This window comes from Bradyrhizobium sp. LLZ17 (assembly GCF_041200145.1).
Lineage (GTDB): Bacteria > Pseudomonadota > Alphaproteobacteria > Rhizobiales > Xanthobacteraceae > Bradyrhizobium.
In genome coordinates, this window is record NZ_CP165734.1 from 3,374,275 (window position 1) to 3,389,554 (window position 15,280).

13 protein-coding genes, 1 tRNA gene and 2 pseudogenes are annotated in these 15,280 nt (G+C 65.0%); 8 read left to right on the top strand and 8 right to left on the bottom strand.

All coding sequences use genetic code 11. From position 1 onward, the window contains the following. Window positions 1-67 precede the first annotated feature (67 nt). Entirely contained in the window at window positions 68-1,879 is a 1,812-nt protein-coding gene (locus AB8Z38_RS16575) for a CHAT domain-containing protein (RefSeq protein WP_369726144.1), read from the bottom strand. 274 nt (window positions 1,880-2,153) lie between these two features. Here AB8Z38_RS16575 and AB8Z38_RS16580 point away from each other — a divergent pair, with 274 nt between their 5' ends. The 4 genes from AB8Z38_RS16580 (at window position 2,154) to AB8Z38_RS16595 (ending at window position 4,433) form a co-directional block, all read left to right on the top strand. Next, entirely contained in the window at window positions 2,154-2,558 is a 405-nt protein-coding gene (locus tag AB8Z38_RS16580; RefSeq protein WP_369726145.1) for a DUF350 domain-containing protein, read from the top strand. 1 nt (window position 2,559) lies between these two features. Continuing rightward, the gene (locus tag AB8Z38_RS16585) at window positions 2,560-2,964 is read left to right on the top strand and encodes a hypothetical protein (RefSeq protein ID WP_369726146.1); all 405 of its coding nucleotides are present in this window, start codon (window positions 2,560-2,562) and stop codon (window positions 2,962-2,964) included. Window positions 2,965-3,029: 65 nt separating this feature from the next. Beyond that, window positions 3,030-3,269, top strand: a complete 240-nt coding sequence (locus AB8Z38_RS16590; RefSeq protein WP_369726147.1) for a hypothetical protein — start codon at window positions 3,030-3,032, stop codon at window positions 3,267-3,269. Between the two features lie 3 nt (window positions 3,270-3,272). Continuing rightward, complete coding sequence (locus AB8Z38_RS16595; RefSeq protein WP_369726148.1) at window positions 3,273-4,433, top strand: glutathionylspermidine synthase family protein; 1,161 nt, start codon at window positions 3,273-3,275, stop codon at window positions 4,431-4,433. Window positions 4,434-4,597: 164 nt separating this feature from the next. On the opposite strand, the pseudogene AB8Z38_RS16600 reads toward AB8Z38_RS16595, so the two are convergent. From AB8Z38_RS16600 to chpT, 6 genes and pseudogenes are all read right to left on the bottom strand, one after another. Further along, window positions 4,598-5,469 (bottom strand): annotated as a pseudogene (locus AB8Z38_RS16600) (protein-glutamate O-methyltransferase CheR). Continuing rightward, window positions 5,466-6,665 carry a chemotaxis response regulator protein-glutamate methylesterase gene (locus AB8Z38_RS16605; RefSeq protein ID WP_369726149.1) on the bottom strand — a complete coding sequence of 400 codons (1,200 nt, stop codon included), beginning with the start codon at window positions 6,663-6,665 and terminating at the stop codon, window positions 5,466-5,468. Before AB8Z38_RS16605 ends, AB8Z38_RS16600 begins: the two are co-directional and overlap by 4 nt. A gap of 75 nt (window positions 6,666-6,740) precedes the next feature. Further along, the gene (locus AB8Z38_RS16610; protein WP_008138864.1) at window positions 6,741-7,106 is read right to left on the bottom strand and encodes a PleD family two-component system response regulator; all 366 of its coding nucleotides are present in this window, start codon (window positions 7,104-7,106) and stop codon (window positions 6,741-6,743) included. Window positions 7,107-7,178: 72 nt separating this feature from the next. Then, the gene (locus AB8Z38_RS16615; RefSeq protein WP_369726150.1) at window positions 7,179-7,649 is read right to left on the bottom strand and encodes a chemotaxis protein CheW; all 471 of its coding nucleotides are present in this window, start codon (window positions 7,647-7,649) and stop codon (window positions 7,179-7,181) included. A 28-nt stretch (window positions 7,650-7,677) separates the two neighbouring features. Further along, entirely contained in the window at window positions 7,678-10,476 is a 2,799-nt protein-coding gene (locus tag AB8Z38_RS16620) for a chemotaxis protein CheW (RefSeq protein ID WP_369726151.1), read from the bottom strand. A 192-nt stretch (window positions 10,477-10,668) separates the two neighbouring features. After that, window positions 10,669-11,322 (bottom strand): histidine phosphotransferase ChpT, encoded by a 654-nt coding sequence (chpT, locus tag AB8Z38_RS16625; RefSeq protein WP_369726152.1) that lies wholly within the window; start codon window positions 11,320-11,322, stop codon window positions 10,669-10,671. 184 nt (window positions 11,323-11,506) lie between these two features. Between chpT and AB8Z38_RS16630 the strand changes: the two genes are divergently transcribed. Further along, on the top strand, window positions 11,507-12,334 hold the full coding sequence (locus tag AB8Z38_RS16630) for a 3'(2'),5'-bisphosphate nucleotidase CysQ (protein WP_369726153.1): 828 nt from the start codon (window positions 11,507-11,509) through the stop codon (window positions 12,332-12,334). Here the strand turns inward: AB8Z38_RS16630 and AB8Z38_RS16635 are convergent. Then, window positions 12,328-12,812 (bottom strand): annotated as a pseudogene (locus AB8Z38_RS16635) (YHS domain-containing (seleno)protein). The gene AB8Z38_RS16630 and the pseudogene AB8Z38_RS16635 overlap by 7 nt on opposite strands. Before the next feature lie 140 nt (window positions 12,813-12,952). On the opposite strand from AB8Z38_RS16635, the gene AB8Z38_RS16640 reads away from it, so the two are divergent. The 3 genes from AB8Z38_RS16640 to AB8Z38_RS16650 all read left to right on the top strand — a co-directional run bounded on the left by AB8Z38_RS16640 (window position 12,953) and on the right by AB8Z38_RS16650 (window position 15,209). Continuing rightward, complete coding sequence (locus AB8Z38_RS16640) at window positions 12,953-13,561, top strand: DUF1134 domain-containing protein (protein ID WP_369726154.1); 609 nt, start codon at window positions 12,953-12,955, stop codon at window positions 13,559-13,561. Window positions 13,562-13,681: 120 nt separating this feature from the next. Next, window positions 13,682-14,980 carry a hypothetical protein gene (locus AB8Z38_RS16645; protein WP_369726155.1) on the top strand — a complete coding sequence of 433 codons (1,299 nt, stop codon included), beginning with the start codon at window positions 13,682-13,684 and terminating at the stop codon, window positions 14,978-14,980. Window positions 14,981-15,134: 154 nt separating this feature from the next. Then, window positions 15,135-15,209: transfer RNA gene (locus AB8Z38_RS16650), tRNA-Val, on the top strand. The last annotated feature ends 71 nt before the right edge of the window (window positions 15,210-15,280 follow it).

The following is a 15,280-nucleotide window of genomic DNA, read 5'->3' on the forward strand; positions in this document are numbered from 1 at the left end:
AACTCCTATTGCCAGGGTTCGCTGATGAAGACGCATCGGACGCCGCAGCATCCGGCGGTCATGCGAATTAGGCAGCCTGGGCGACCATCTTGGCTTTCTGGACCAGGAGATCGATGTTGTCGGGCGCGAGCGCAATCGCGCTGTCCATATCGTTTTGGGCCTTCACTACGTCCTTGATCTGGGCATAGGCATTGGCCCGCGACACCAGATATTTCGGCTCGTTCTCGTTCGTCGCAATGGCCATGCCGAAGGCCTTGATCGCCTCCTCAAGATAGCCGCCCTTGTCGTCGGTGCCGGCGGCCGTCATGCTGACGATGCCCTTGATCCAGTAGAATTCCGCGTTCTTCGGCTTGAGCTTGATCGCCTCCGCGATGTCGTTGAGCGCATTCTCGTATAGACCGACCGTCACGTTGAAATTGGCTCTGCGCACGAAATACTCGGGCTTCGCCGGATCAAGCTTCAGCATGTAGGCGAAGCTCGCGGCGGCCTTGGGAATTTGCTTCTGCTTGTGCTGAAGCGTGCCGAGATCGAAATAGACTTTTGCCAGCCGGACCGAGAGTTCACTGTCATCGGCAAGCAGGCTATGAAGCTCCTGCCCGCGCCGCGTCAAATCCTCCAGCGCCTCGATCGTGGTCGCGCCGGCGGCAAGCGCCTCCATGAATTCGTCGCGCCGCTGCCGCAGCATTTCCTTCGAGGGCCGCGCCGCCTCGGGCGGGATCGGCTGCGGCGCCTCGACCTCGAAGATCCGGCCGTCGGACGAACGCATGTAGAGGACCGGGATTCCCCATTCGACGCGGGACTTCTCCTGGATGAATTTACGCGCGAGCGTGACGGCATCGTCGATCGGACGGTTGCCGGCGAGCGCAGCGTAGAATCCTTCCGACATCGAAATCGCGGCATTGTCGGTAATGGGAAACTGCATCGCCACCACGGCGGGCAGCCATCCCGTCTTCATCAACCCGATCGCGGGATTGCCGAAGCGATCGCCGACATTGATACGCGCGCTCTCGCAGCAATTGAGCACGATCAGGCGAAGGCTTCGCTTTGCCCCTGTCAGCATCATCGCAAGGTCGGAGGCGAATTTCTTCACCGGCTTGCCGTCCTCGTCGACCATGACCACGAAGCCGGTCGCACCGGCGCCGGGCGAGGCTTCCTCGACACCGCCATGCCCGATGAAATGGAAGATGTGCCAATCCCCCTCGAGCAGCTTCTTCATCAGGTCTTTTCCAGTCCCGCCGGGGACCCACTGGAAATCGACCTTGCCTTCGTGCTGGAGCGCGTCGATGCCCTTGTTGATGCGATCGCGCTCCTTGACGACATTGAGCTTCGGCCATTCGCTGGTCGAAGGATCGGAGATCATGCCGAGGATGCGCAGCGGTCCCTTGACGCCCATCCGGCCGACGGCGCCCGCCGTTTCGAGATAGCGCACGATGGGGCGCGTGAGACTGACGAAGCCCGGCATGTCGTCTTCGTCGTAGAGATATTCCCAGGGCAGCCCGGCAAGGTCGGCCGCCTCGATCCGCAGCTTGATCCTCAGGTCCTGGGCCGCGCCCTTGCTGCGTTCATAGATCCGCTGGATCGACGGGACGTCGGTGAAGACGCTGCGAAACACCCCGCGCCCGAAATCCCGCAGCACCTGCTCGCCGCGCGTCGTCGGGCCCTGCCGATTTTTGTCGTCGATCTCCAGGACGGCGTTTTCCAGTTCGCCCCGCAGCTTGGCCAATTCGCCGGGAGCGGAAAACCAGAACTTCACCTGGCTCTTCGGCGCCTCACCGGCCGGTGACCTGACCACCCGCCCGTAATATTGCTGAGGGCCGCCACCCACCGGCAGATCGGAGCCGATCTCGAGCTCGAAATCTTCGTATTCGGCAACAGGCATTTTGAGCCCTCACTCAACAAGATTTCCAGCTGCGAAGAATTCCTCGAACTAGCAGTGGCCGATAGCAATGGGACCACCGCGACATCATTGGGCCGGACTATCACACACAACCTCGAGACGCATTTGTGAAGCATGTCTCATACGGCAGGTGAATTTGTGCGGTGCCCCAGCACCCGCAGAGAGCCGGCCTCGTTTCTGGGGATCGAACCCAGCTGCCCGGTGCGGTGACTAAGCGATCGTGCCAGAATTCGCGCGGTAGAAATTGGACCTCCCCATGATCCTGCAATCGCTCGCCGGCCTGCCCGCTTTCCTGGTCTATTTCTGCACCGGCCTGATCGCGATAGTAGCGTATCTGTTCGTCTACACGCGGATCACGCCGCATAATGAGTTCCAGCTCATCCGCGAGAACGATCCGGCCGCAGCCATTGCGCTCGGTCTCAGCCTGCTCGGCTTCGTGGCGCCGCTGTTCAGCGCGATCGCGCATGCGGCCAATGTGCTGGACTGCCTGATCTGGGCCTTAGTCGCGCTGATCGTGCAGGTCGCCGTGTTCTATCTCGTCAAGGTGCCGGTGCCGAACCTGTCGGGGCGGATCGCGGCCGGCGAGCTTGCCCCGGCGATCTGGCTCGGGCTGTCCTCGCTCGCCGCGGGCCTCCTGAACGCTGCCTGCATGATCTACTGACATGGTCGCGAAGCCTCCCACCAAGAAATTTGGCAAGCGCCGGCCGGCTGTCATAGCCTCGGAACCGCGAGAGCCGGTGAAACGCTCAGGCCATGTCGCGCTGCTGGTGATGGGCACGATCGCGGTCGGCACCACTGCCTACACGCTGATGCCGCGACAGAGTTGCAGTCCCCCTTCGCCCGGAGCGTCAGTGCCGGGCGCGGCGGCGCCGGCACAGGCGAGCACCAATTGCGGCAGTCGCACTTGGTCGGGCAGCGGCAGTTCAGGATCGTCGTCGCGATCGAGCTTCTTCAGCAGCGACTCCTCGAGCCATTCCTCGTCGGGAGGCTCGTCCGATTCAGGCTCTGGCGGCGTCACGCGCGGCGGCTTCGGCTCGTTTGCGCATGCGTTCTCGGGCGGCAGCTGAGGCGCGGGTTTGTGGGTTCACCGTATTCTGCGGCCCTGCTTAGGTAAGCCCGCGGGAGGAAGCGCATGAAACGTTCGCGAAGGGTCGTGCTCACCCTGATGGGCACTGCCGCGCTCAGTGCGGTCTCGATGGGATTTGTGAAGCGCGAGCGCCCGTGCGGTTCCGGGCTCAAGGCTGTGCCCGGTATCGACGGCAGGCCCTATTGCCGGCCGGCCTATGGCGGCTTCGGCGGCACGCTGCATCAGATGCACGGCCATGGCCATTCCGGCCAAGGTCATGGCGGCCACGGTCACGGCGGCGGCTGACACATGCAACGCATCGTCCGTCCCGAACGCGACGATTGGCGGCAAACCGCCGAGCAATGCGGCTTTGCCTTCCACACCTTCGACGGCGAGCGCTATTGGGACGAACGCGCCTATTACGCTTTCACACTCGACGAGATCGAACGCGGCATCGAGACGCCGACCGGCGAGATCGACGCGATGTGCCTTGAGCTTGCCGGACGGGTGATCGGCGAGGAGCGGCACTTACGGCGGCTGAAGATTCCGGAAGCATTCTGGGGCTTGATCGCGGAGAGCTGGGAACGCGACGACCGCAGCCTCTACGGCCGGCTCGACCTGAAGTTCGACGGCGAGACGCCCGCCAAGCTGCTCGAATACAATGCGGACACGCCGACCTCGATCTTCGAGGCCGCGGTGTTTCAGTGGACCTGGCTGGAGCAGGCGATCGAGCGGCGCATCATCCCCGCGCGCGCCGACCAGTTCAACTCCATCCACGAGCGGTTGATCGAGGCATGGAAGACGATTGGCGCTGGCCGTCATCTGCATCTCACCGGCACCACGGGCGCCGAGGAAGACGCCGGCACGCTCGCCTATCTCGAGGACACCGCGCGCCAGGCAGGGCTAACCACCACGCTGCTCGATGTCGAGGAGATCGGATGGCGCGACGGGACGGGCGGCTTCGTCGATCTCGATGATCGCGACATCGCACTCGCGTTCAAGCTCTACCCTTGGGAATGGATGTTCCACGACGCCTTCGGCGCCAAGCTCGCAGACGCGCCCACGCGCTGGATCGAGCCGCCGTGGAAAGCGGTGCTCTCCAACAAAGGCATCCTGCCGCTGCTCTGGGAGATGTGTCCGAACCATCCGAACCTGCTGCCGGCGTTCTTCGAGGACGACCCACGCGCGGTCGAGCTTGGCAGCTCCTATGTACGCAAGCCGCTGCTGTCGCGCGAAGGCGCCAATGTCACGCTGGTCTCAGCTGGCGTCCCGCTTGACGCGCACGCGGGCCCTTATGGCGCAGAAGGCTTCGTGCGCCAGGCGCTCTCGCCGCTGCCGAAATTTTCAGGCTTCTATCCCGTCGTGGGAAGCTGGCTGGTGGACCACGAGCCGTGCGGCCTCTCGATCCGTGAGGATGAGAGTCCGATCACCGGCAACGGTTCGCGGTTCTTGCCGCATGCGATTTTGTGAGGGATGCTTTTCTTCCCTTCTCCCCTTGTGGGAGAAGGTGGCGCGAAGCGCCGGATGAGGGGTTCTCTCCACTCGCAAGACCGTTCCGAGGATAGAGACCCCTCACGCGGCTTCGCTTTCGCGAAGCCACCCTCTCCCACAAGGGGAGAGGGTCAGCAAACACCTCACTTCGCGGCGGCAATCTTCAGCGGCTGCGGCATCAATCCCCCATCGGGCGGCCGGAGCGCGCTGGATTGAGCTGGTAGAGGCCACGTCGCTCGGTCACCGGACGGAAGGCGTCGGTGATGCCGACGACGGATTCGGCTGCTCCCAGCAGCAGCGTGCCGTCCGCCTCGAGGACCTTTGTCATGCGCTCGAAGATCACGGCCTTGGTGTCCTGGTCGAAATAGATCAACACGTTGCGGCAGAAGATCACGTCGAACGTCCCGAGATGAGAGAAGTCCTGCAACAGATTGAGCTGGCGGAACTGCACCATCGCACGGACATCGGCATTCAGCTGCCAGACGTCGCCGATTTGCGTGAAGTATTTCATCAGAAGCTGGATCGGCAGGCCGCGCTGCACCTCGAACTGGCTGTAGACGCCGGCCCTGGATTTCTCCAGCACCTCCTGCGAGAGGTCGGTGCCGACGATCTCGATACGCCAGCCGGCGAGAGCAGCGCCCATTTCCTTCAGGCACATCGCGATCGAATAGGCCTCCTGCCCGGTCGACGACGCCGCCGACCAGATGCGCAGCGATCTGCGCGCGGCGCGGGCCTGGATCAGGCCCGGCATGATGGTGTCGCGCAGGTGATCGAACGGGATCTTGTCACGGAAGAAGAACGTCTCGTTGGTGGTCATCGCTTCGACCACGTCGGTCGCGAGCCGGCCGTCGCCGTTCCTGATCTTGAGAACGAGATCGGGGATGCCGGGCAGGCTCGCCTTGCGGGCGAGCGGCAGCAGCCGGCTTTCGACCAGATACTGCTTGTCGGGGGAGAGATCGAGACCGGAGCGTTCTTTCAGAAACTTGCGCAGATACTCATAGTCCGCGGGCGTCACGAGCGGTCTCCCGCAAACAGGCGATTGACCTTGGCGCCGATCTGGTTGAGCGGCAGGATTGCCGCGCAGATGCCGGCATTGGCGGCGGCGCCCGGCATGCCCCACACCACGCTGGAGGCTTCGTCCTGCGCAATGACGCTGCCGCCGGCCGCGACGATGTCCTTGCCGCCGCGCATGCCGTCCGAGCCCATGCCGGTCAGGATCACGGACAGGATGGCGCCATGCCAGATGTCGATGGCGGAGCTGAAGAGTGGATCGACCGCGGGCTTGCAGAAGTTGACAGCGGGGCCGTCGTCGAGCGCGATTGCAGCCTCGGCGCCGTTACGCACGACGCGCATGTGCTTGCCACCGGGCGCGAGGTAAATGCGACCCGGCTTCACAGGCTCGCCGTCGACCGCCTCACTCGCCGGCTTGCGGCTCGAACGCGCCAGATGCTCGGCGAGAATGGTGGTGAACGTCGGCGGCATGTGCTGGGTGATCAGCACCGGGACGCGGTCGATCACCGGGCCGAGTTCGGTGACAAGCGCCATCAGCGCCTGCGGGCCACCGGTCGATGAGCCGATCAACAGCACCTTGGGTGCCTGGGATGAGAACGGACGCGTGGTGAGCGGCCCCGACGACAGGGCATGCAGGGCTGGAGGGGCTACGGGCGCAGCTGGGCGTGCGACAGCCGGTCCGCGCGCGGCCGGCGCCGGGGTCGCTGGTGCCAGTGGCGGGCTTCCGACCGCTGACTTCCTGCGCAGACGCGCGCCGAGATGACGGATCTTCTGGATAAGGTCGTGGTGGAAGATGTCGGCGGCGGACGCTTCGCGCGTCGACTCCGGCTTCGGAATGTAGTCGGCGGCGCCCAGCGACAGTGCCTTGAAGCTGATCTCCGCGTTGCGGCGGGTCAGGGTCGAAGCCATGATGATGACGAGGTCGCGCTTCTTTGCCAGCAGTTGCGGCAGCGCCAAGATGCCGTCGAGCTCGGGCATTTCGATATCGAGCACGGCGACATCGGGATTGATGCGCTCGATCTGGTTGACGGCCTCGAGCCCCGTGCGCAGCGAGGCGGCGACCTCCATGTCATGCTCGGCGCCGACCCAGCGCGAGATCAGACCGCGAATGACGACGGAATCGTCCACGATCATCACGCGTAGCGGCCCGGCTTCGCGCGACGGACTCGTGGTCGAACTACCTGCGAACGCAACACTCATTACTCACCAACTCAGACTGAAACGGTTCAGTGGAAAACAAACGCCGAAGGATCCGTCCAGCCTCCGGGGCAGTCGCTAGATCAGGCCGACTTCCTGGAACTTCGCCGTCACGATGTCCTTGTCGAAGGGCTTCATGATGTACTCGTTGGCGCCGGCGTGCAGCGCGCGCGCGATATGCGCGACATCGTTCTCGGTGGTGCAGAACACCACCTTGGGCTGATCGCCGCCGGGCATGCGGCGGAGATGGCCGAGGAACTCGTAGCCATCCATGATCGGCATGTTCCAGTCGAGCAGCACCGCGTCGGGCAGTCCGCGCTTGCAGGCTTCCAGCGCCTTTTCACCGTCCTCGGCCTCGAGAATCTGAAAGTCGAGGCCCTCCAGGATCCGGCGCGCAACCTTGCGGATGACGCTGGAATCATCAACGACGAGACAAGTGCGCATGTGAACCTCTGCTTCCTCCCCTTTTCCCGGGGGCACTTCAATTGCAAGTCCGCCGGCAGCGATGCCGCCGGATCAGGCCGCCATCATCTCGGGCGCAAGCTCGAGGACGCGATCGACGTCGAGGACGACCATGAGCTGACCGTCGAGGCGGTGGACGCCGCCGGCGAGCTTGGCCATGCGGGGGTCGAGGTTGACGGGGTTGTCTTCCTTGCCGTCCTCGGACAGGCGCAGCACCTCGCCGATCTGGTCGATCAGCAGGCCATAGGATTCGCCGCGCAAATCGACCCCGACCGCCATCGGCACCTTGCCGTCCTCGGGCTTGGGCAGGCCGAGCCGGGCGCGCATGTCGACCACGGTGACGATGCGGCCGCGCAGGTTCAGCACGCCCGCGATCTCGCGCGAGGACAGCGGCACGCGGGTGACGCGCTCGGGCATGAACACGTCCTGGACCCGGGAGATCGGCAGGCCGAACAGCTGGCCGCCGATCATCGCGGTGACGTATTCGACCATGGCGCCTTCGCCGGACTGGGTCTTCTTGGTCATGTGCGTCTCTCCTGATCCATCCCGCTGGTTACGCCGCTGCCCGGCTCAGCTCGGAGGCGCCGGCGGCGCCCGCGGTCTGCTCCTTCAGCGCCGCGATCAGGCCGGGACGGTCGAACTTGGCGACATAGTCGTGGAAGCCGGCCTGTCGGCCGCGCTCGATCGCGGCCGGCGACACCAGCGCCGACAGCCCGATGATCGGCATCGCGCCGAGATTGCTGTCGGAGCGGATGGTCTCGGCGAACTCGAACCCGTTCATGTCGGGCATCTCGATGTCGGTCAGCACCACGTCGAAGGTCTGCGCGCGCAGCGCGGCCAGGCCCTCCTGCGCGGTCGGCGCGGTGCGGACGCGGTAGCCCGCGGCCTTCAGCACCGGCGCCAGCATGTTGCGGAAGAAGGCACTGTCGTCGACCAGCAGCACCGATTGCGAGTGCAGCGACGGCTTCATCTCCTTGCGGGTGAACCAGTCGGCGAACGCCATCGGCAGGAAGTGGCCGACGTCGATCACCTCGGTGGCCTGGCCCTTGATCACGGCCGAGCCCAGGATGCCCTGGCTGGAGCCGCCGACCTCGATGTTGAGCCGTTCCTCGACAATGTCGATGATCTCGTCGACGACGAGGCCCATGGAGCGGCCGTCGTCGGAGAACACCAGGATCGGCTGGGCGCCTTGGCTTGCAATGGTGACGCTCTCCATCGCGACCAGCGGCATCAGCTGCTCGCGGTACTGCACCATGTAGCGGCCGTTTGAGAACTCGATCTTGTCGGCGGGCAGCTCTTCCAGGCGGGTGACGAGCCCGAGCGGGACCGCCTTGGGCTGGGACGAGCCGGCGCGGAACACCAGCAGCGAAGTGGTCTGCTCGCCGCTTCCGATGCTGTGAGCCCCGTTCTCGCTGTTCATGTCATGGGCCGAGGAGCCGGCGGCGCCGAGCGCCTTGGCGATGCCGTTGGGGTCGATGATCATGATGACCGCGCCGTCGCCCAGGATGGTATTGCCCGAGAACATGTCGATGTGACGCAGCTTGGTCGACATCGGCTTGACCACGATTTCTTCGGTGTGGAACACGCCGTCGACCACGATGCCGAAGGTCTGGCTGCCGACCTGGGTGACCACGATGAAGCCGTTCTCGGGATCGGAGACGGCGCCGTCGTCGATCTTCAGGAGCTTCTTGAGGTGGATCAGCGGCAACAGCTTGTTGCGCAGCCTGAGAACGGCGGTGTCCTTGATGCGCTCGATGCGGTGCTCGGAGTTGGCGCGGGCGCGGACCAGCTCGACCACCGAGAGCTGCGGGATGGCAAAACGATCGCCGGCGGCTTCCACGATCAGGGCGGAGACGATCGCCAAGGTCAGCGGGATCTTGATGGTGACGGAGGAGCCCTCGCCGGCCACCGACTTGATGTCGATGGTGCCGCCGATCTGGTCGATATTGGTGCGGACCACGTCCATGCCGACGCCGCGCCCCGACACCGAGGTGATGGCGGCAGCGGTCGAGAAGCCCGGCGCGAAGATGAACTTGTGGATCTGGGCTTCGCTCATCTTCTCGAGCTCGGCCTCGGTGACCAACCCTGAGGAGATCGCCTTGGCCTTGATCCTGTCGGTGTTCAGGCCGCGGCCGTTGTCGGCGATGCAGATGATGATGTGGCCGCCCTCGTGATAGGCGGACAGCCGGATGGTGCCCTGCTCGCCCTTGCCGGACGCGAGCCGCTCGGCGGGGGTCTCCAGGCCATGGTCGGCGGAGTTGCGCACCATATGGGTGAGCGGGTCCTTGATCAGGTCGAGCACCTGGCGGTCGAGCTCGGTGTCGGCGCCGTGCATCTCCAGCTCGATCTGCTTGCCGAGTTCGCTCGAGAGGTCGCGCACGATGCGCGGCAGCTTCTGCCAGGCATTGCCGATCGGCTGCATGCGCGTCTTCATGACGCCTTCCTGCAGTTCGGCGGTGACGTTGGACAGCCGCTGCAACGGCACCTTGAACTCGGTGTCCTCGTTGCGCCGGCTGATCTCGAGCAGCTGGTTGCGGGTCAGCACCAGCTCCGAGACCATGGTCATCAAATGCTCCAGCGTATCCACATTGACGCGGATCGACTGGTTGGCGATGCGGTCGCCCTCGCTGGCGCCCTCGTCGGCGGCGATCGACTTCTTGGGCGCGACCTTCTCCTTGGGCGCCTTGGTCTCCTTGGCGATGTCCTTGGCAACAGGCACTGGCGCTTCAGCGGCCGGCGCGGGCTCGGCCTTGACTTCAGCTTTGGCAACGGGGATCGGCGCTTCGATCGCGGTCTCGCGGAAGGCGCGCTCGAGCTCGTCGAGCGAGACTTCGCCCGGACGCAGCGGACGCTCCAGGGTCTGGTCGGCCAGCACGCCGGAGGTCGGCGCGGCTTCCACCGCAGCCGGCGCGTCGGGCGCCAGCGGGGGAGACTCCGCAATGGGAGCAGCAACCGCCCCGGCAGCCATTGCCGCCATGCCCTGCTCGACCATCGCTTCCAGCTTGTCGATCAGATCGCGGTCGGTGCCCTCGGGCTCGGCTTCGCTCGCCTCCAGCCCGGCCAGAATCTCCTTGATGCGGTCGATCGAGGACAGGATCACGGTGACCGCCTGCCCGGTCACCGGCATGCCGTCGCGGAACTTGCCCATCAGGGTCTCGCCGGCATGCGCCAGCGCTTCCAGACGCGGCAACCCGAGGAAGCCGCAGGTGCCCTTGATGGTGTGGACCAGGCGGAAGATGTTATCCAGGATCTTGGCGTTGTTCGGCTCCTGCTCGAACTTCACCAGCTGATTGTCCACCGTGTCCAGGCTCTCGCTGGTCTCCGTCAGAAACTCCCGCAACAGATCATCCATGAAAACAGGCCTTCATACAGGGAGGGCGCGCACGCCGCGTGATGCGCCTTTCAGAATGGGGCCAGCTTCACCGCAAAGCGTTTAATATTGGTTGAGTATGTGCAAAAGAACGGAACCAACAAAGAGATAAGGCGCTCCGGACAAGCCGAAGCGCCTTGTAAAGAATCGATTAACTCTCTGAGGACCGCGCGTCTACGAAGCGGTAATGATGATGGCTTCGCCTTCAGGCTTGAGCGTCACGGCCAGTCCGCAGGCCTGCGCCAGAAGCCGCGTGTAGTAAGGTTGGATCGCGTGTGCGTCCGCAGCCGGACCACGCTCGCCGCTCAGCAGTTCGGCAATGTTCTGCGGCAAGCGCGCATTGTGGCCTGCCGCGGTAATGCGGAAGCTCATAGTCTCGCCCTCACCGATCGGGTCAACTATCAGCGTGCCGCCGCGCGGGATCGTATGCTGGGAGACGATCAGCATGTTGAGCAGCAGCTTGACGCGATTCTTCGGCAGCAGCAGCCGCGGCAAATTCCACGTGATCGTACATTTGCCGTCCTCGATTTGACCGCGCGCCATGGTCTGCGCGTCGCCGAGGTCGATCTGCGCGCCTGAGGAGCCGGCTGCGCCGAAGGCGAGACGGCAGAACTGCAAGCGGGCCGATGCGGTCTTGGCGCTCTTGCGAATGAGATCGAGCGCGAATTCGCGGTCCTCGGGCTTGGGATCGTCGTCGAGCACCTCGAGCCCATTGACGATGGCGCCGACCGGGCTGATGAGATCATGGCAGACCCGCGAGCACAGCAGTGCGGCGAGTTCGAGCATATCGGGAGCAGAAGCGGTAGCGGGTGACGGAGCGTCAGACATAAAGGGTTCCTGGAATTGCACGGCGCGGACGCGGCGAATCACGCATGCTTGACGGATGCCGCAGGTTCTAACATTCGCCAGCCCGTGGCAGCTAGCTTGCGATAGGTTCGAAGCGGCCATAAAGCTCCGGCGAGCGATCGGGGCGAATCAACCGAGAGAGATGAGATTTGCCGATGAATGAGGCATGCAGGTGAGGATCATCGACGACGAGGCTGCATCCCGGTTGATGGCGCCACTCACGGCGCTGGTGGTGCAGGCTGGTGAGGCGATCCTCGCGGTCAACCGGGCGGCGATGCGGGTCGAGGGCAAGCAGGACGGCTCGCCGGTGACCGAGGCCGACCTCGCCGCCGACCGCATAATCGCCGAGGGCCTGGCCCGGATCGCGGGCGACGTGCCGTCGCTCTCGGAGGAGCGATGCCAGCTCGCCTCGCCGCCGTTCCGCGACAGTTTCTTCCTGATCGATCCGCTCGACGGCACCAAGGAGTTCGTCGCCGGCCGCGACGAGTTCACCGTCAATCTCGCTCTCGTCACTCAGGGCGTGCCGCTGCTCGGCATCGTCAGCGCGCCGGCGCTTGGGCTGCTCTGGCGCGGCATTGTCGGCCGTGGCGCCGAACGCGTGAGCTTTGACGGCGCGACCATCGGCCCCGCCGAACCGATCCGGACCCGCAAACTGCCCAAGCAGGGCGAGCCCTGGATCGCGGCCGTGAGCCGCTCGCACGGCGACAGCAAGAGCGAGGCGTTCATCGATCGCCGCCATCACGCCGTAAGGCGGACCGTCGGCTCGGCCGTCAAATTCGGCCGGATCGCGGAGGGCAGCGCCGACATCTATCCCCGCTTCGGGCCAACCTGCGAATGGGACGTCGGAGCCGGCTGCGCCGTCGTGACGGCAGCCGGAGGCCGGGTGACCGACGGCCAGGGTGGCGAGCTCCGATTTGGCGAGCGTCGCGACACCGGCTTCATCGTTCCGGAGTTCATCGCCTGGGGCGACCCGGAGGCGATAGAGCCCTACTGACTGAGCTTGTCCTCAAGCGCCGGCCAGCGCTTGCCGACTTCATACAGGAAGCGTTCCGGATCGGCCGCGAAGGCGTCGCGGTTATCTTCCCGGCTGAACAGATAGAGCCGCTGCGCCGCGATCACGAAGAAGCGCGGATTGCCGGCGGTGACCACGCCGCGGGCGATATCGGCGGGGTCGTAGCCGCCGAATTGCGGCCCGTAAACCTCGGGATGGGCAAGGAAAGAAGCCCGGTTGCCCTCGTTGCGGAAGCGCCAGACCGCGCCCCAGAGGTTCGCCTCGAACTCGGCCGTCCCCGCATGGCGCCGCCATCGACGAAATAGGCCACGGGGTCGAAACCTTCGATGGCCACACCGCTGAAGCGATTGACCACGATCCGCTCGGTGGTGGCCGCCTGTGCGGGCACCCCGGCGCAGGCGATCCAAATGCCCGCCAGCAGGCAGACCAGAGGGCCGATCAAGGCAATTCCGGGGCGCAAAGGGCTATCTTCCTGCCGTTCTGCCGTCATAGTTGCTGCGGATAACATTTCGAGTCGAGGGGACATTCGGTGCAACCTAGAGCGTGCCTGTTGGCGTCAGGTTAAGGGAAGCGACCGAGTTCGATACCAGGGGTTCTTTTATGACTTTCGCATCACGTCTCGCTGCGGTCGCGCTTGCCGCGCTGATCGGCTGGATCGTGCCGGCCTCCGCCCAGACGGCGGCCCCGCCGCCCGATCTGCCGCCGCCGCAGCGGAGCCCGACGCCCAACACCTATGGGCCGGACGAACTCGTGAACGCCGGCCACCGCTTCTTCGGCAACGTCTCGCGCGGGCTCGCCTCGATCATCGAGAAGGCGGTCAGCCAATGGGGCCTGCCGAACGGCTATATCCTGGGCGAGGAAGGCTCCGGCGCCTTCGTGGCCGGCCTGCGCTACGGCGAGGGCACGCTCTACACCAAGAACGCCGGCGACCTGCGCGTCTATTGGCAGGGGCCGTCGCTCGGCTTCGACTGGGGCGGGGACGGCGCGCGCACGATGACGCTGGTCTATAATCTGCCTGCCACCAACGCGATCTACCAGCGCTTCGCCGGAATCGACGGCTCGGCCTATATCATCGGCGGCTTCGGCATGACGGCGCTGACGTCCAACAACATCGTGCTGGTGCCGATCCGCTCAGGCCTCGGCCTGCGGCTGGGAGCCAATATCGGCTATTTGAAATTCACTCCGCGCGCGACCTGGAACCCGTTCTAGCCTCCGCGCTTTCCCTTCCGGCGACGGATCAAGGTTAACGACGTGTCGGGGCTGGCTTTTTGCCGGCCTCGCATGCAATGTCGTTGGTAAATTTTTCCTTAGCTCTGGGAGTTCTGGCCCATGGTCGAACCGATCATGTACCTGGCGATCGGTTTCCTGCTCTCGATGCTGTGCGGGCTTGCGATCGTGCCGTTGGTGCATAATCGTGCGGTGCGCCTGACCACGCGCCGGCTCGAGGCCGCCACCCCGCTGTCGATGGCGGAGATCCAGGCCGACAAGGACCAGCTCCGCGCCGAGTTCGCCATGTCGGCACGCCGGCTCGAGATGAGCGTCGACCAGCTCAAGAACAAGACCACCAGCCAGCTTGCCGAACTCGGCAAGAAGAGCGACGCCATCAACCGCATGAAGATCGAGCTCGGCGAGAAGAACGCCACGATCTTCGCACTGGAGGCGCGCGAGAAGGCTGTGAAGGAGCAGCTCCGCGCCACCGAGGAGGAATTCAACACCAAGACCGCGGCCTTGCGCGAGGCCGAGATTGCGCTGAGCAACAAGCAGGGCGAGCTCGCAAAGATCAATTCCGAGCTGTCCGACCGCTCGATGATGGCGGAGAGCCGTCAGGTCGAGCTGGTCGTGGTGCGCGCGCAGATCGAGGAGCTGAAGAACCGGGTCGGCGACGCCGAGAAGGAATTTGCCGCGACGCAGGCGCGGCTGGCGCAGGAGCGCACCGAATCCGAGACCGCCTCGCGCGAGCTTTCGGACGCGCGCGGCCGGGTCGAGAATCTGAGCCAGCGCGTCACCGAGCTCGATCGCCAGCTCATCGTGCAGGTCAAGGAAGCGGAGATGCTGTCTGCCCGCGTCACCGATCTCGAAGGCCGCCTCGCCACGCAGGGCAAGCTGCTCGCCGAGCGCGACTATGAGAACAACCAGCTTCGCCAGGTCAATGACGGTAACGAGCGCACCATCAAGGAGCTGCGCGTCGAGATCGCCGCGCTGAGCGGCGGCAAGTCATCGGCCGTGGTCGAAACGCTGCGCGCGGAAAAGGCCGCGCTGGAGGAGCAGCTGCGCAGCGCACGCGACGAGCGCGCGAAGCTCCAGCGCGACATCAACGCGATCCAGCAGCAGGCGGAAAGCTCGTGGGCGACCGAGCGCATGGAGAACGCGCTGTTGCGCGAACGCATCAACGACATCGCAGCCGAGGTGGCCAAGCTCGCGATCCAGCTCGAAGGCCCGAACTCGCCGATCGAGGCCCTGCTTGCAGCCGAGGCCGGCCAGCCGCCACGGCCGGCGCCGCGCCCGGCCAACGACGCTGCGACCAATGGCGCTGCGGCGCCCAGCCTGCCCGAGGGCGGCGGGACGCTGGCCGAGCGCATCCGCGCACTCCAGGCCCACGCCTCCCGCGCCCGCCAGCAGGGCGCGTAAGGCCCGAAACGCGGTTTCCCCGCAAATTGCGTGGCAACGCTAAGGTTTTCAGGCCGCAGGGCGCCTGAAAACTTGACAGCTTTGGCCCGCACTTCTAAATCGCGGGCTCCGATGCACCGGCCGGCCGAAGTCCGGCCGCCTGCATGATGGTCCCGGGCGCATAGCTCAGCGGGAGAGCGTTCCCTTCACACGGGAGAGGTCCAAGGTTCGATCCCTTGTGCGCCCACCATTAGCAGCGCATGATCAGCGACTTACAGAATTCGCTCCCTGCAGGTGTGCCCCAGAAAAGCCAGGGCACAA

What these genes read in the sequence shown, in the direction of transcription:
- AB8Z38_RS16575 (WP_369726144.1), bottom strand. Translation starts at nt 1,879, where the DNA reads ATGCCTGTTGCCGAATACGAAGATTTCGAGCTCGAGATCGGCTCCGAT.
- AB8Z38_RS16580 (WP_369726145.1), top strand. Translation starts at nt 2,154, where the DNA reads ATGATCCTGCAATCGCTCGCCGGCCTGCCCGCTTTCCTGGTCTATTTC.
- AB8Z38_RS16585 (WP_369726146.1), top strand. Translation starts at nt 2,560, where the DNA reads ATGGTCGCGAAGCCTCCCACCAAGAAATTTGGCAAGCGCCGGCCGGCT.
- AB8Z38_RS16590 (WP_369726147.1), top strand. Translation starts at nt 3,030, where the DNA reads ATGAAACGTTCGCGAAGGGTCGTGCTCACCCTGATGGGCACTGCCGCG.
- AB8Z38_RS16595 (WP_369726148.1), top strand. Translation starts at nt 3,273, where the DNA reads ATGCAACGCATCGTCCGTCCCGAACGCGACGATTGGCGGCAAACCGCC.
- AB8Z38_RS16605 (WP_369726149.1), bottom strand. Translation starts at nt 6,665, where the DNA reads ATGAGTGTTGCGTTCGCAGGTAGTTCGACCACGAGTCCGTCGCGCGAA.
- AB8Z38_RS16610 (WP_008138864.1), bottom strand. Translation starts at nt 7,106, where the DNA reads ATGCGCACTTGTCTCGTCGTTGATGATTCCAGCGTCATCCGCAAGGTT.
- AB8Z38_RS16615 (WP_369726150.1), bottom strand. Translation starts at nt 7,649, where the DNA reads ATGACCAAGAAGACCCAGTCCGGCGAAGGCGCCATGGTCGAATACGTC.
- AB8Z38_RS16620 (WP_369726151.1), bottom strand. Translation starts at nt 10,476, where the DNA reads ATGGATGATCTGTTGCGGGAGTTTCTGACGGAGACCAGCGAGAGCCTG.
- chpT (WP_369726152.1), bottom strand. Translation starts at nt 11,322, where the DNA reads ATGTCTGACGCTCCGTCACCCGCTACCGCTTCTGCTCCCGATATGCTC.
- AB8Z38_RS16630 (WP_369726153.1), top strand. Translation starts at nt 11,507, where the DNA reads ATGCAGGTGAGGATCATCGACGACGAGGCTGCATCCCGGTTGATGGCG.
- AB8Z38_RS16640 (WP_369726154.1), top strand. Translation starts at nt 12,953, where the DNA reads ATGACTTTCGCATCACGTCTCGCTGCGGTCGCGCTTGCCGCGCTGATC.
- AB8Z38_RS16645 (WP_369726155.1), top strand. Translation starts at nt 13,682, where the DNA reads ATGGTCGAACCGATCATGTACCTGGCGATCGGTTTCCTGCTCTCGATG.